This is a genomic window from Amycolatopsis sp. PSD-21, from assembly GCF_055561455.1.
On sequence record NZ_CM145712.1, the window covers coordinates 7,125,667 to 7,138,917 of the forward strand.

Consider the following 13,251-nt stretch of genomic DNA (forward strand, 5'->3'; position numbering starts at 1 on the left):
TCCTTTCCGGCTCGCGGTCAGCCGTGTCCGCCGTGGCCGTCGTCGGCCGCCGGGGGTGGGGTCTGGTTCTGGGGCGCCGAAGCAGGTGTGCCGGCGGTGGCGACGGTGAACTCCGCGGTGCGGACCTTGCCTTGGTGCTGGAAGTCGAGGAACAGCCGGTACGTCCCCGCCGAGGGGACTTCGGCGAAGAAGGTCACCGTCGGGCCGGGCTTCGTGCGGCCATCTCCGGGTTCGCCGTCCGGGTGGACGTGCAGATACGCGAGGTCGCCACCGCGCAGCGCCACCAGGTGCCCGTAAGCGCCCAGGTACGGCTGCAGATCGGTCACCTCACGGCCGTCCTTGGCCACCGTCAAGGTCACCTTCGACGACTTGCCCGGTGCCAGGTCGCCGTCCAGGCGGACCTGGTAGCCATCGACGTCCGCGACGCGCGACGGCTGATATTCGGCGGGGGTGAAATCGCCGGCCACCGCGACGTCGGCACCGAGTGTCGTGGCCGAACCGCCCGCCGGCTTGAAATCGGCGAAAACGCGGTAGCTGCCCGCCTGAGGCAGGGCCAGCGGGACACTCCACACGCCGTCGGGCGCGAGTTCGGGATGCACGTGCTGGAAACCGGCGGTGTCACGGCGGACGACGATCAGGTGCATCCGCTTCTCGTGCTCGACGTCGTAAGCGGTGACCGGCGTGCCGCCAGGGCCGAGAATCGTGAAGGAGAAGGGTTGGGTCGTGCCCGCGGTGAGCGTCGTGGTGGTGGGCGTGAGGGTGTAGCCGCCCCTGGACGACGCGAGCCCGCCGGGCTCGTCGGTCGGCGCCGCCTCCGCGACGGTGCCGCTGTGAGCGTCCCCATGCCCGGTGTCCTCGCCACCGGGCAGGCCGGCAGCGCCGGCGAAAGGACCGACAGCGGTGCCTGCGCCCCAGGCGCCACCGGCGACCAGGGCGAGCGCCACACCGTAGGCGGAGAGCTTCGCAACTGTGTTCATCGTGAAGTCCTTAGTGCGGGGGCGATCCCCCGCGATCGGGAGCCGGGCCGCGGATCAGGCGGTCAGCTCGTATCCGGCTTCTTCGACGGCCGCACGGACATCCGCGACCTCGGGTTCCTGCGAGCTGGTCACGGTCACCGCGCCGGTGGGCAGATCCACCCGGACGCCGGTGACACCGTTGATCTTGCCGACCTCTTCGGTGACGGAACGGACGCAGTGGTCGCAGGTCATGCCGGTGACGGTGTAGGTGGTCTCGCTCATCGTGGTTCTCCTCCGATTTCGGTACGTGGTCTCAGGAACGAACCAGGCGGGCGATGACGTCGCTCGCCTCCTGGATCTTTTCGTCGGCCTCGGTGCCACCCTTGGCGATGGCGTCGGAAACGCAGTGCCTGAGGTGTTCGTCCATCAGCCCCAGCGACACCGACTGCAACGCCTTCGTGGCCGCGGACACCTGCGTCAGGATGTCGATGCAGTACTTGTCCTCTTCGACCATCTTCTGCAGGCCCCGGATCTGCCCCTCGATCCGCCGCAGCCGGGTCACGTATTCGTCCTTGCCTTGCGTGTATCCGTGCATCTCTCGTCCTCCTGGAACCGACTTTACATACCCTAGGGGGGTAGGGCAACTGACATACCCCCGTGACGTATGCCACCCCGCCTTGACCACATCCACCGCTACGAAGCCCCGAAACCCGCCTGCGAGTGCGGCTCCCGGCCGGGCATGATTGGGGCGTACGCGGAATCCCGACTCGAGGAGTGAGCGTGGTCGATCACGGCGACGACAAGGCGAGCCAGCTCAAACGCCTGCGACGCATCGAGGGGCAGATCCGGGGCCTGCAGAAGATGGTCGAGGAAGACAAGTACTGCATCGACGTCCTCACCCAGGTATCCGCGGCCACCCGCGCCCTGCAGTCGTTCTCCCTCGAACTCCTCGAGCGGCACATGGCAGGCTGCGTCGTCGAAGCCGCCGCGAAAGGCGGCGCCGAGGCGGACAGGAAGATCCGCGAAGCCTCCGAAGCGATCGCACGCCTGGTGCGCTCCTGACCCCTTCGACACAGCGAGCGGGCGGGTGACATCACGTCACCCGCCCGCTTCTCATTCCGCCCTGGTCGCCGTGAACCCGGTCCGGACATGGGCGCCGTCACAGAACGGCTTCTTCGCCGAATGCCCGCACCGACACAGCAGATGGGTGCGTCCGGCCGGTTCGTATTCCCCGCCATCGTGGTCGACCAGCCGAATGGGCCCTTTCACCTGATACGGCCCATTGTTCACGACCTTGACGACGACAGCCGGTTCACCTTCGTTCTCGGCCATCGCCTTCAGCCGACCACCTCGTAGCCCGCCTCTTCGACCGCGGATCGCACCAGTTCCGCGTCGACCGGCCCCTCGCTCACGACGGTCACCTCGCCGGTCGCGATGTCCGCGTCGACCTCGCTGACCCCGGTGACACCGTTCACCGCCGTCGTCACCTTGCTCATGCAGCCCGAGCAGGTCATTCCCTTGACCGTGTACACGGTGGTGTCCATCAGCTCTCACCCTTCGGTTCGACAACTTCGTTCCGCGGCGATCCGATCGCCGTCACGTCACCACGATACATTACCCCCCTAGGGTATTTAAAGTAGCTGTCGACTTTGCCCCACAACGAGGATTGACTTCGCTGATTGCGCACCGACGGTGGACAATGCCTCGGTCGCACGGGTTCTCAGGCCATGACGAACTGCCGGATCGAGGAGTTCTGGCAGATCGCGGCCCGCAGCGGTTCACTTCGGCAGCGGTTCACTTCGTCCCACGGAACGAACTCCTGTCCGTCAAGGACGCGTTGCCGCGGCAAGGAACAGCGGACTGGCCACGAACAGGCGTCCGACCTCGGCCCGTCGAGTTCGGCCGGCGATCCAGGTGTCGGCTCGGCCGCGATCGAGAGCGCCGACAGGACGGGCCGGGTCGGCGAACCCACTGTCCAGCAAGAGATTGCGGTACCGGCGAGCGGCCCGCGCGCCCGCATCGACCACGAACGGGGCCCGTGGGGCGACGTTCACAGAACGTTCTGAAGCGAAGGGGGGGGCGTGGAAATGGGGCGCTCGCCTCCCCTGTTTCCACACACCCCTCACTCAAATCACCAGGCCACCTTTTTGCTTACCCCACAATCCGCGCTACCGGGACGGCAGCCTCAGACAGTGCGGACGCAGGCGCACTGGCCCGCCGCGAGCGTGCCCACCGCGACCTTCGCGGCTTGCCGCGTGGCCATTTCGGTCCCGCCGGAAGCGACAGCCGTCGCGGCGCGACCTCGGGACTCGGCCTTCGTGGCGTCTGGCTGGACCGGCACCGCCGTACGTTCCCCGCTCTCGGCCTTCACCTCGCGCCGCCAGACCGCCAGTGCGGTGACCGCTCCGATCGCCGCGAGGCCCGCCAGCACGGTCCAGGTGGTCGTGAAGCCCGCGTTCGTGGCGACCCAGCCGGCGATGGGATAGGTGACCAGCCAGGCCAGATGGGACAGCGAGAACTGGGCGGCGAAGACCTCGGGAATGCCGGCGGGATCGACCGTCCGGCGAAGCACCCGGCCGGTCGGCGTGATGATCAGCGCCATCCCGCCGCCGATCGCCACCCAGATCACCCCGGTCGGAAGCGTCGCGGCGACGCCCGCCGCGGACATCGTCACCACCGCGCTTGCCGCGAGCACCAGCACCGCGGCACCGGTGAGCATCACGGACCGGTCCGCCACCCGGTCCAGGACACGCGGGAGGACGACGGCGACCAGCAGCGTCCCCGTACCGGACGCGGCCAGCATCCAGGCTACGTCGGATTGGGTTCCGTCGAGCACGTCGCGGACGTAGTTCACGGTGTTGACGACCACGATGGAGCCGGCTGCGGCGACCACGAGGTTCAGTGCCATGACGCCGCGCAGACTCGGGGTGGCCGCGAACGTGCGGATCCCGGCCATGGCCCGATCCCAGGCGTTCGTGTGCGAGCTGGGGCGCGCGTTGGGGATGCGCGTGGACAGGACCAGCAGCGCGGACACCGCGAACCCGACGGAGGTGCCGAGGAACAGCAGGTTGAACGACATGAAGGTCAGCGCCACAGCCGCGAGCACGGGGCTCAACAGGCTCTCCATGGTGGAGGCCACCTGTGATGCCGACAGGGCGCGGGTGTAGTCGGCCTCCTTGGTCACGATGTCGGGGATGACCGCCTGAAAAGTCGGGGTGAAGGCCGCTGACGCGGTCTGGAGCACCCCGATGAGGACATAGATGTGCCACACCTCGGTGACGAACGGCAGCGCGATCACCACCAGCGCGCGCACCGCGTCGAGGATCGTGAGGAACAAGCGTCTGGGCAGCCGATCGACGTAGGCGGCCGCAAGCGGTGCGACGACGACATAGGCGACCATCTTGATCGTCAGCGCGGTGGCGAGAACCGCACCGGCACGCGGACCCGCGAGCCCGTAGCCGAGCAGCCCCAGCGCGACGGTGGCCAAGCCAGTACCGAACAACGCGATGATCTGCGCGCCGAACAGCCGCCGGTAGTCGCGAATCGCGAACAATCCCATGTCCGCCTCCTTCCAGACAGCTCCCCTAGATACCCCCCACGGGTATCTGATCGCACTGTTATATACAGGCACGGCGTATGAGTCAAGAGATGATCGACGCTCGGCCTCTATACCCCCAGGGGGTAGCGAGGGCTAGAACACATTGATCTCCGGCCGCGTCGGTGGCACTGTTCCTGACATCGGGAAAGACACCCCCTAGGGGTATACGGAAGGGGATCGCGATGAACACGGGAACGCACCACACTCACCACGCACACGGCCACCACGGACACGGCGGTGCGGGAGCCGTCGCCGAGGGGTTGCAGATCGCCAAGGACGGCTACGTCCTCGTTCCGGAAACACTGCGGCTGACGGCCGGGGAGGAGGTCGACTACCGATTCCGGATTCTCGGGAAGGACGGCGCTCCGCTGACCGCCTTCGCCGAGACCCACGAGAAGAAGATCCATCTGATCGTCGCCCGCCGGGACCTCACCGGGTTCTGGCACCTGCACCCCGCCGAGCTGGGCGACGGTGTTTGGACGGTCCGGCTGCACTTGCCGGAGGCGGGCGAGTACCGGGTGTTCGCGGACTTCTGGCCGGACGGGGCGGAAAAGGGACTCACGCTCGGCGCGGACCTGGCCGTGGCGGGTGCCTACGAGCCGCGCCCGGTGCCCCAGCCGGCCGACGTGTTCGAGATCGACGGCTACGAGGTCGGCATCAAGGGCGAAGTGCGGCCCGAGGAAACCAGCCAGCTGGTGCTCGCGGTGCACCGCGACGGTGAACCGGTCACGGATCTGCAGCCCTACCTCGGCGCCTACGGGCACCTTGTCACGCTGCGGCTGGGAGACCTCGCATACGTCCACGTCCACCCGGACGGTGCCCCCGGCGACGGCGAAACGCGGCCGGGCCCGGAGATCGCCTTCCAGGCCCACGTTCCCGGCCCGGGAACCTACCGGCTGTTCCTGGACTTCAAACACGAGGACGTGGTCCGCACCGCCCAGTTCACCGTCGTCGCCGAGTAGCCCGGGGGTACGGCAGGTACTGAACCGCACCCGGACACCGACCGCGGGACGAACTACTCGAAGCCGACCTGGCCACAGTGGACGACAGCGCCGCCCAAGAGCGTCGAGCCGGGCGAGAACGCCAACTGGTCGATGTGGCCCGGCGGCAGGACTCGGTTCTGCGACAAGCGCAAGACGGTGCCTGAACTGTCTCGAAGCGCTTCCGCATCTCCAGCTCGACTTGGCCAAGGCACCTCAGGCACTGCTCCGCAGCCTCTTCGAGATCACCCAGCTCACCGTCGAGGCGCATGGCGTGGGTGACCACGTGACCATCACCATCGAACTGCCGGTCGATCAGGTACCGGAAACAGCTGTAACAGCAGAAAGGATCACCAAGCGATGACTTCCACCGAAATGCAAAAAGTCCCGACCGCTACGGTCGAGACTTTTTGGGTGGAAGCTGTACGTACCCCCGACGAGGTACGGACAGCAACCACGCGTCGTCGTACCCCTCTGAGCTGCGGCTTTCCGCCACGCTGAGGATCAACCGGCTCCGCCGAGACCGCGGCGGAGCCGCGTCATGAATAGCGTCCGCCGGGACCTCTCCCTCTGGATCCAATGCGGCTGCACTGCCCTGGTTGCCCTCGGCGCGGCCTACGCCTCCTACATCCACGGACGTCAGTTCGCGCTCCGGTTCGGCGCCGACACGATGACCGCCTCCATCTGGCCCCTTATCGTGGACGGCCTCCTCACCACTGCCACCGTCGAACTTTGGAAACCCAGCCGCGACAACTCGATTCGATGGCCAGCCTGGTCCGCTTTCGTCTTCGGCATCTCGCTATCGCTCTGCGCGAACATCGCCTCGGCGCCCGTGACCAGTGCGTTCGGTGTCGCCGTCGCCGCTTGCCCACCGCTTGCTCTGCTGCTGGCCGTCGAACTCCTCAACCGAGCGCTCGAACGCCACCGCACCGAACCACCAATGCCATCACCCTCCGACCGCATTCACGAGGAATCCGAACCCCTCGCCCCAACGCCGGTCATCCTTCGGCCTACTACACCAAACCCGAAAGACCACCCGGCTAAGCCCACCGCCGAACAACTGATGTGGAACCATTACCAGCGCGAGCAGACCCAAGGCCGAACACCCACCGGCGCCGAACTCGACCGCGTCGCCGGCACCCACAACTACGGTCGCCGCGTCCTCCGAAAATGGCGCAAAGAAGGCACTCTCCCGCATACCACCCCAGCCAACTCCGAACCGCACCCGCCGTACGAAACACCGTCAGGGCCCCAAACGACGACACCAACGAACCCACGTCCACAAGCAGAGACCCTGGAGCGAGAACTCGCCGAATCGATGCCCTGAGAATCGAGCCAACGTCATGATCAGCATGAGGGCATTCGACAACCAAACTGAACAAAAACCAGCAGTATGATCTTCAAAGGACCAGGTCAGTTAGTGTCGTCCCCGCGCAAGCGGGGTTGGTCCCCCTTCAACGCGAAGCTGAGGCCTGACCAGGTGGTCGTCCCCGCGCAAGCGGGGTTGGTCCCTACCCGCAGGCACACGGCTCGGTCCGCAACTGGTCGTCCCCGCGCAAGCGGGGTTGGTCCGTGCTTCTCGTAGAGCTTGGTCGGCCACTCCACGTCGTCCCCGCGCAAGCGGGGTTGGTCCCGCGGCGTTCTCGCGCTGGCGGGCTTCGTCGTCGTCCCCGCGCAAGCGGGGTTGGTCCTCCGAGGAACGGCAGGATGTGCGTGCCGTCGGCGTCGTCCCCGCGCAAGCGGGGTTGGTCCGTCGACGGCGATGCGCGCCGTCCGCACGGCGTGGTCGTCCCCGCGCAAGCGGGGTTGGTCCCGTCCTCACTGGACGGCACAGCGGGTTGTTCAGGTCGTCCCCGCGCAAGCGGGGTTGGTCCCGGTCTTGCCCGGGAACTGGCCGATTTGGGCCGGTTGTCCCCGCGCAAGCGGGGTTGGTCCCGCGTGCTCACGCCACGCCGTACGCGATGCGGGGTCGTCCCCGCGCAAGCGGGGTTGGTCCCGGTTCCGGATCGATCTTGTCGAGCTGCTTGCGGTCGTCCCCGCGCAAGCGGGGTTGGTCCCTCGCCGAGCGTTTCGGCCGGATAGCCGCGGTCGTCGTCCCCGCGCAAGCGGGGTTGGTCCCTCCTGGCGATGCTCCGCGACGCGCAAGCACGTGTCGTCCCCGCGCAAGCGAGGTTGGTCCCCGTTCGGGTCGCACTCGTAGGTGGTGAGGTCCGTCGTCCCCGCGCAAGCGGGGTTGGTCCCGCGCCGACGCCGACCGACATGATGTAGCCGGTGTCGTCCCCGCGCAAGCGGGGTTGGTCCGCAGATCATCTCCCGGCCCAGCCCGAAAACAGTGTCGTCCCCGCGCAAGCGGGGTTGGTCCGGCTGTCCGCCACAACCAAACAAGATCGTCGGCGTCGTCCCCGCGCAAGCGGGGTTGGTCCCGGAACCTGGGCCTTGTGCAAGGTGTTCGCCGCGTCGTCCCCGCGCAAGCGGGGTTGGTCCGGCGCGGGTGATCGCCGCCCGGCTGAACCTCATGTCGTCCCCGCGCAAGCGGGGTTGGTCCGCCGAGTTCACCGCGCTCCCGCCCGGTGAGCACGTCGTCCCCGCGCAAGCGGGGTTGGTCCGTCCGCGAGCTCAGCCACACGGCGAAGCAGACGATAGTCCCCGCGCAAGCGGAGTTGGTCCCGCGCCGTCCTCGCCGGGTGCGGCGCGGCGCATGTCGTCCCCGCGCAAGCGGGGTTGGTCCGTCGCCCGGGGTCTAGCCCCAGTTCCACTTCGGGTCGTCCCCGCGCAAGCGGGGTTGGTCCCTGGTGCGGGAGCACGAGCGGGTCGCCTGGCCAGTCGTCCCCGCGCAAGCGGGATTGGTCCTCCGATGAACACCGCGTCCGAGCCTTCCGCGCTGTCGTCCCCGCGCAAGCGGGGTTGGTCCCGCGAACCCGACCCTGAACCAGTTGAACTACGGGTCGTCCCCGCGCAAGCGGGGTTGGTCCCTGCGGACGGCATCCCGGCATCAGGGAGGAGTGGTCGTCCCCGAACAAGCGGGGTTGGTCCCGCTCAGATCATCGCCGCCTCGATATTGACCGTGTCGTCCCGCGCGAACGGGGTTGGTCCGCAGTGGACGATGCCGAGCGCCGAACGCCCCGTGTCGTCCCCGTGGAGGCGGGGCTGGTCCCGCACGACAACCGAACGCAGTCATGCCGCCGCCATCGTCCCCGCGCAGGCGGGGTTGGTCTTTGGAAGCTGCAAGCCGCCCCGCGAAGGGCAGACCGATCCCTAAACACGAAAAGCCATGGCCGGGAGGCGCGGGCTTTGCGACCCACTCGGACTCGAACCAAGAACCCTCCGGTTAACTGGTACGAGTCCTTTCGAGTCGGCCTCAGTCGATCTAGCTGGGGTGTTTGCGATCGCATGCTCTGAGTCGATCTCGGTTGACCTCGCTCGACGTGTAATTTCGCCCTTAAATCGCCCCTAGTTCCTGACGAAGCACCAGCCCACGCAAGCTGGACCACCAGATCGAGGATTTCGATCAGGTACGAAGCTGCCCAGACTGACCAAAATTCGCCGGTATGATCTTCAAACACCCAGGTCAATTAGTGTGTCGTCCCCGAGCAGACGGGGTTGGTCCGTGACGCCACAGGACATCGACGCCATCGTCAACGTCGTCCCCGAGCAGACGGGGTTGGTCCCTCCAGCGCGGTCGTCCACACCTCGTCCGGCCGGTCGTCCCCGCGCAGGCGGGGTTGGTCCCACCACGCCGAAGGAGCTCACCCGGTACTACGAGTCGTCCCCGCGCAGGCGGGGTTGGTCCCGACGCCTTGCATCTCCTGTCCGGCCTGCCGCTGTCGTCCCCGCGCAGGCGGGGTTGGTCCCTTGGCCTGGTACTGCTTGCTGGTCGCCTCCCGGTCGTCCCCGCGCAGGCGGGGTTGGTCCCGGTGTTCCGGGCACGCACACAAACGTGAGCTCGTCGTCCCCGCGCAGGCGGGGTTGGTCCGCCGCGCCCGTCGAGCTCGACCGACAGGCGACGTCGTCCCCGCGCAGGCCGGGTTGGTCCGACGACGATCCTGCCGGGCAGCGGTGGCGGGTGGTCGTCCCCGCGCAGGCGGGGTTGGTCCCACGAACGGGTTCGTGTAGCCGAAGTCGACGCAGTCGTCCCCGCGCAGGCGGGGTTCGTCCCGATCGCCGCGTCCCCGTCGACCACCACGGTGCGTCGTCCCCGCGCAGGCGGGGTTGGTCCCGGCGAGGCGCAGACCTTCGGGGTTCCCGTCATGGTCGTCCCCGCGCAGGCGGGGTTGGTCCTGGCCTAATGTCGGTGTTGCTGCGCGCGAGTCAGTCGTCCCCGCGCAGGCGGGGTTGGTCCCTGGTCCCAGCTGGCCCGTGCACCGCGGACTTGGTCGTCCCCGCGCAGGCGGGGTTGGTCCCGATGTTTGGGACCCGATGGCGAACGTCGTGGCATCGTCCCCGCGCAAGCGGGGCTGGCCCCAGCCGGTCGATGTCCGGGTCGAAACTCGGGACGTTCTCCCCGCGCGAGCGGGGCTGGCCCCCCACCACGCTCCATCCTGACGACGTCGAAACGGTTCTCCCCGCGCGAGCGGGGCTGGCCCCTTGAGCGCGTCGAACTGGGCGTTCGTCCGCTTGTTCTCCCCGCGCGAGCGGGGCTGGCCCCCCGACGCACGCCGTCCTGCTCGTGCACACCGCGTTCTCCCCGCGCGAGCGGGGCTGGCCCTGCACCGCCGTCGATTCCGCCGATGTGAACAAGGTTCTCCCCGCGCGAGCGGGGCTGGCCCCGCTGTGCCGCCCGTGTAGTTTGTAGTTTCGGTGTTCTCCCCGCGCGAGCGGGGCTGGCCCGCGGCCGACCATGTCGAACATGTGGGACGGCTCGTTCTCCCCGCGCGAGCGGGGCTGGCCCCTCCGGATCCATCGCGGACTCGTCGACGCCGGCGTTCTCCCCGCGCGAGCGGGGCTGGTCCGCCGCAGCCGTCGCACTGGATCCGGACAAACGGGTTCTCCCCGCGCGAGCAGGGCTGGTCCGCGCGATCGGCTATGTCTAGATGTAACCGCGCTCCGCGGCCTTGTCCGGATCGAAGTCCTCGAACGCCGATCGGTCGGCCAGCAGATCCGCCGCCGTCTCGTCCTCGCCGAGGGTCGGCGTCGCCAGTTCCGGGACGAGCGCGGTTTCCAGCGCGGCACGCACCTCGGGATCGGCGCGGAACGCGCGGGCGCGTTCGGCGAACAGAAGGTAGCTCGCCATGTTGGCCTCGGCACTGGCCCAGACGCCGTCCATGTTCTCCGTGCGCAGCGGCTTGTAGTCGAAATGCCGCGGCCCGTCGTAGCCGCCGTGCTCCAGCAGATCGACAAGGAAGAACGACGACAGCACGTCGCCGTGCCCGAACACGAGATCCTGGTCGAACCGCGGGCCGCGCTGGCCGTTGAGATCGATGTGGAACAGCTTGCCCTGCCACAGGGCCTGCCCGATATTCTCGGCGTTCGTGCCCCGTGCGATCAGGCTGGCCCGAGATCCGCACCCTCGGTCTCGACCTGTTGTCGTCCGCACGTTGGCGGGGTTCCCCTGTGACATCATGGTCGTAACAACCGAGCAGGACCGGTCGTCCCCGCGCAAGCTGGGCTGGTCCCGGGGGCGGAAACACGTCCCCTCTTGACTCTGGGTTCTCCCCGCGCGAGCGGGTTGGGTCGTAGACGCCCATCCTGGCCGCTTCCCCAGCTTGTTCCCCCCGCGCAGGCGGGGCTGGTCCCAGTTCATCCGGCGCGTGGTCGCCACGGCGAACGTCGACCCCACGCGAGCTAGGCTGGTCCGGTCGAGGACGCCATTTCCCGCATGGCCAAGCGGTTCTTCCCGCGTGAGCGGGGCTGGTCCCCACGTGGATCGGTCTGGTGCGCCTCATCTCATGTTTCCCCGCGCGAGCAGGGTTGGTACGAAGCGAGCCTCGTAGTCCTCGTCGGTTATCGCGTTCTCCCCGCACGGGTGGAGTTTGTCTGCGGTCCTAACCGAGCGCCTCGGCGAACCGGACGTTCTCCTCGCGCGAGCGGGCTGGTCCGGAACCCGTTGAGTGGGTGACTCGATTAGCACTACGGATCGACACCGGCGACCTCAAGTCCAACGCGATCAGGGCCTCCTGCCGACGAGGCTACGAGGTTGTTCATACGCGGATAGCCAGACACATGTGCGAAAGTTTCTGAGCGCATGGTGGCTTTGCTGGCCGAGGGCCCTGCGGCGATTCTGGCACCGGGCGCCCCGTCCGGCGAACCGATCACCGTCCGCCGACGAGACCGTTCCGGTAGGCGTAGACGACGGCGTGCACCCTGTCCCGCAGCCCGAGCTTCGCCAGGATCCGGGACACGTGGGTCTTCACCGTCTCTTCGCCGACGTGCAGATGCGCGGCGATCTCCGCGTTGCTGGAGGCGTCGGCGACGAGCAGGAGGACTTCGCGTTCGCGTGAGGTGAGCCGTTCGAGTTCCGCCGGTTCGGCGGCCGCGGGTTCGATGCTGGTGGCGAAGGTCGACACCAGCCGCCGGGTCACCGTCGGGTCGATCAGCGCGTCGCCGCGCGCGGCCACCCGCATGGCGGAGACGAGCTCTTCGGGGGCGAGGCTCTTCAGCAGGAACCCGCTCGCGCCCGCCCGAAGCGCGCGGTAGACGTACTCGTCCGAGTCGTAGGTCGTCAGCACGAGGACGCGGATGTCGTTCCCGGGCGCGGACATGATCGCCTCGGTCGCGGCCAGACCGTCCAATTTGGGCATCCGGACGTCGAGCACGGCGACGTCCGGGCGCAGGGAAGCCGCCTGTGCGACGGCATCCCGTCCGTCCGCCGCCTCGCCGACGCATTCGAAGTCCGCCTGGGTGTCCAGTACCGCGCGCATCCCGGACCGGAACATCGCGTGGTCGTCGGCGAGCAGAACCCGGATCACTGTGCCTCCAAGGGAAAACCGACGCGGAGGCTTTCCAGGTCCATTGAGGACAGTCCCGCGTCGCGCAGCGGCGACGGCTCCCCGTCCCGCAGGGTCGCGATCAGGACGATCGGTTCCGTCTCGATCCGCCTGGCCACGAACGCGAGCACGTCGGCACTCTCGCGGTCCATCCAGTGGATGTCTTCGGCGACGATCAGCAACGGTTTGGCCGACGCCTCCTCCGAAAGCAGCGTCAGCGCGGCGAGCCCGACCAGGTACGCGTTCGGCTCCGTCCCTTCGGCCAGCCCGAGCGCCGCCCAGAGCGCGGAACGCTGCGGCGCGGGCAGCAGGTCGGCGCCCGCGCGGACCGGATGGAGCAGCTGATGCAGCGCGGCGTACGCGAAGTTGCGTTCGGCCTCGACACCGGTCGCCCGCAGCACCCGGAGACCCCCAAGCGTCGCCGCGGCCACGGCCTCCGCGACGAGCGCGGACTTCCCGACGCCCGGTTCGCCCTGGACGAGCGCGCCCCCACAGCCGGTGGCGGGACCGTCGACGAGCTCGGCCAGGTCCTTGAGCTCGGCTTCCCGTCCGAGAAGCGGCATGGTGCAGCCTCCTCCCTTGGCCATGGATGGCCGCCGGTCCGACGATACCCAGGCGATCCAGTCAGCACGGGCAGGACGATTGTGGCTTGCCTAGCCGGAGGTGTCGCGAAAGCCACTCTTTCGGGACCGCAGACGTCGCGAAAGAGTGGCTTTCGCGACACCTCCCGGGCCAAAAAACGGTCCGGCGACGTCCACAGGATGTAGACGGAGTGTCGTCACGACCAGCCTAGT

The 13,251-nt window shown here is 68.2% G+C and carries 12 protein-coding genes, 1 pseudogene and 1 CRISPR repeat array; of the genes and pseudogenes, 4 read left to right on the forward strand and 9 right to left on the reverse strand.

Translation table 11 applies throughout. From position 1 onward, the window contains the following. Positions 1-17 precede the first annotated feature (17 nt). From ACZ1DY_RS33375 to ACZ1DY_RS33385, 3 genes are read right to left on the reverse strand one after another with little or no spacing between them, the layout of a single operon-like run. On the reverse strand, positions 18-977 hold the full coding sequence (locus ACZ1DY_RS33375) for a hypothetical protein (RefSeq protein ID WP_465482038.1): 960 nt from the start codon (positions 975-977) through the stop codon (positions 18-20). A gap of 54 nt (positions 978-1,031) precedes the next feature. Next, positions 1,032-1,238 (reverse strand): heavy-metal-associated domain-containing protein, encoded by a 207-nt coding sequence (locus ACZ1DY_RS33380; protein WP_257484960.1) that lies wholly within the window; start codon positions 1,236-1,238, stop codon positions 1,032-1,034. A 31-nt stretch (positions 1,239-1,269) separates the two neighbouring features. After that, positions 1,270-1,551: a metal-sensitive transcriptional regulator gene (locus tag ACZ1DY_RS33385; protein ID WP_257484959.1), complete on the reverse strand. Its 282-nt coding sequence runs from the start codon at positions 1,549-1,551 to the stop codon at positions 1,270-1,272. Between the two features lie 185 nt (positions 1,552-1,736). Here ACZ1DY_RS33385 and ACZ1DY_RS33390 point away from each other — a divergent pair, with 185 nt between their 5' ends. Then, on the forward strand, positions 1,737-2,018 hold the full coding sequence (locus ACZ1DY_RS33390) for a metal-sensitive transcriptional regulator (RefSeq protein WP_465482039.1): 282 nt from the start codon (positions 1,737-1,739) through the stop codon (positions 2,016-2,018). Between the two features lie 51 nt (positions 2,019-2,069). Here ACZ1DY_RS33390 and ACZ1DY_RS33395 read toward each other — a convergent pair whose 3' ends face one another. The 3 genes from ACZ1DY_RS33395 to ACZ1DY_RS33405 form a co-directional block, all read right to left on the reverse strand. Further along, positions 2,070-2,288, reverse strand: a complete 219-nt coding sequence (locus tag ACZ1DY_RS33395) for a CDGSH iron-sulfur domain-containing protein (RefSeq protein WP_465482040.1) — start codon at positions 2,286-2,288, stop codon at positions 2,070-2,072. A 5-nt stretch (positions 2,289-2,293) separates the two neighbouring features. Then, the gene (locus tag ACZ1DY_RS33400; RefSeq protein WP_465482041.1) at positions 2,294-2,500 is read right to left on the reverse strand and encodes a heavy-metal-associated domain-containing protein; all 207 of its coding nucleotides are present in this window, start codon (positions 2,498-2,500) and stop codon (positions 2,294-2,296) included. Positions 2,501-3,141: 641 nt separating this feature from the next. Then, entirely contained in the window at positions 3,142-4,515 is a 1,374-nt protein-coding gene (locus tag ACZ1DY_RS33405; protein WP_465482042.1) for an MFS transporter, read from the reverse strand. A gap of 221 nt (positions 4,516-4,736) precedes the next feature. Between ACZ1DY_RS33405 and ACZ1DY_RS33410 the strand changes: the two genes are divergently transcribed. The 3 genes from ACZ1DY_RS33410 to ACZ1DY_RS33420 all read left to right on the forward strand — a co-directional run bounded on the left by ACZ1DY_RS33410 (position 4,737) and on the right by ACZ1DY_RS33420 (position 6,861). Next, on the forward strand, positions 4,737-5,516 hold the full coding sequence (locus tag ACZ1DY_RS33410) for a hypothetical protein (protein ID WP_257484954.1): 780 nt from the start codon (positions 4,737-4,739) through the stop codon (positions 5,514-5,516). Between the two features lie 220 nt (positions 5,517-5,736). After that, the gene (locus ACZ1DY_RS33415) at positions 5,737-5,898 is read left to right on the forward strand and encodes a hypothetical protein (protein ID WP_465482043.1); all 162 of its coding nucleotides are present in this window, start codon (positions 5,737-5,739) and stop codon (positions 5,896-5,898) included. A gap of 177 nt (positions 5,899-6,075) precedes the next feature. Next, positions 6,076-6,861, forward strand: coding sequence for a DUF2637 domain-containing protein (locus ACZ1DY_RS33420; RefSeq protein ID WP_465482044.1), 786 nt, complete (start codon positions 6,076-6,078; stop codon positions 6,859-6,861). 95 nt (positions 6,862-6,956) lie between these two features. Beyond that, positions 6,957-8,568: a CRISPR direct-repeat array (repeat unit 28 nt; unit sequence GTCGTCCCCGCGCAAGCGGGGTTGGTCC). Positions 8,569-10,560: 1,992 nt separating this feature from the next. On the opposite strand, the pseudogene ACZ1DY_RS33425 reads toward ACZ1DY_RS33420, so the two are convergent. The 3 genes and pseudogenes from ACZ1DY_RS33425 to ACZ1DY_RS33435 form a co-directional block, all read right to left on the reverse strand. After that, positions 10,561-10,989: pseudogene (locus tag ACZ1DY_RS33425) on the reverse strand (apurinic/apyrimidinic endonuclease family protein); the annotation flags it as partial. 793 nt (positions 10,990-11,782) lie between these two features. Next, positions 11,783-12,439, reverse strand: a complete 657-nt coding sequence (locus ACZ1DY_RS33430) for a response regulator (RefSeq protein WP_465482045.1) — start codon at positions 12,437-12,439, stop codon at positions 11,783-11,785. Beyond that, the gene (locus ACZ1DY_RS33435; RefSeq protein ID WP_465482046.1) at positions 12,436-13,020 is read right to left on the reverse strand and encodes an ATP-binding protein; all 585 of its coding nucleotides are present in this window, start codon (positions 13,018-13,020) and stop codon (positions 12,436-12,438) included. The genes ACZ1DY_RS33430 and ACZ1DY_RS33435 overlap by 4 nt, the downstream gene beginning before the upstream one ends. Between the last annotated feature and the right edge of the window lie 231 nt (positions 13,021-13,251).

What these genes read in the sequence shown, in the direction of transcription:
- ACZ1DY_RS33435 (WP_465482046.1), bottom strand. Translation starts at nt 13,020, where the DNA reads ATGCCGCTTCTCGGACGGGAAGCCGAGCTCAAGGACCTGGCCGAGCTC.
- ACZ1DY_RS33380 (WP_257484960.1), bottom strand. Translation starts at nt 1,238, where the DNA reads ATGAGCGAGACCACCTACACCGTCACCGGCATGACCTGCGACCACTGC.
- ACZ1DY_RS33405 (WP_465482042.1), bottom strand. Translation starts at nt 4,515, where the DNA reads ATGGGATTGTTCGCGATTCGCGACTACCGGCGGCTGTTCGGCGCGCAG.
- ACZ1DY_RS33375 (WP_465482038.1), bottom strand. Translation starts at nt 977, where the DNA reads ATGAACACAGTTGCGAAGCTCTCCGCCTACGGTGTGGCGCTCGCCCTG.
- ACZ1DY_RS33385 (WP_257484959.1), bottom strand. Translation starts at nt 1,551, where the DNA reads ATGCACGGATACACGCAAGGCAAGGACGAATACGTGACCCGGCTGCGG.
- ACZ1DY_RS33400 (WP_465482041.1), bottom strand. Translation starts at nt 2,500, where the DNA reads ATGGACACCACCGTGTACACGGTCAAGGGAATGACCTGCTCGGGCTGC.
- ACZ1DY_RS33410 (WP_257484954.1), top strand. Translation starts at nt 4,737, where the DNA reads ATGAACACGGGAACGCACCACACTCACCACGCACACGGCCACCACGGA.
- ACZ1DY_RS33420 (WP_465482044.1), top strand. Translation starts at nt 6,076, where the DNA reads ATGAATAGCGTCCGCCGGGACCTCTCCCTCTGGATCCAATGCGGCTGC.
- ACZ1DY_RS33395 (WP_465482040.1), bottom strand. Translation starts at nt 2,288, where the DNA reads ATGGCCGAGAACGAAGGTGAACCGGCTGTCGTCGTCAAGGTCGTGAAC.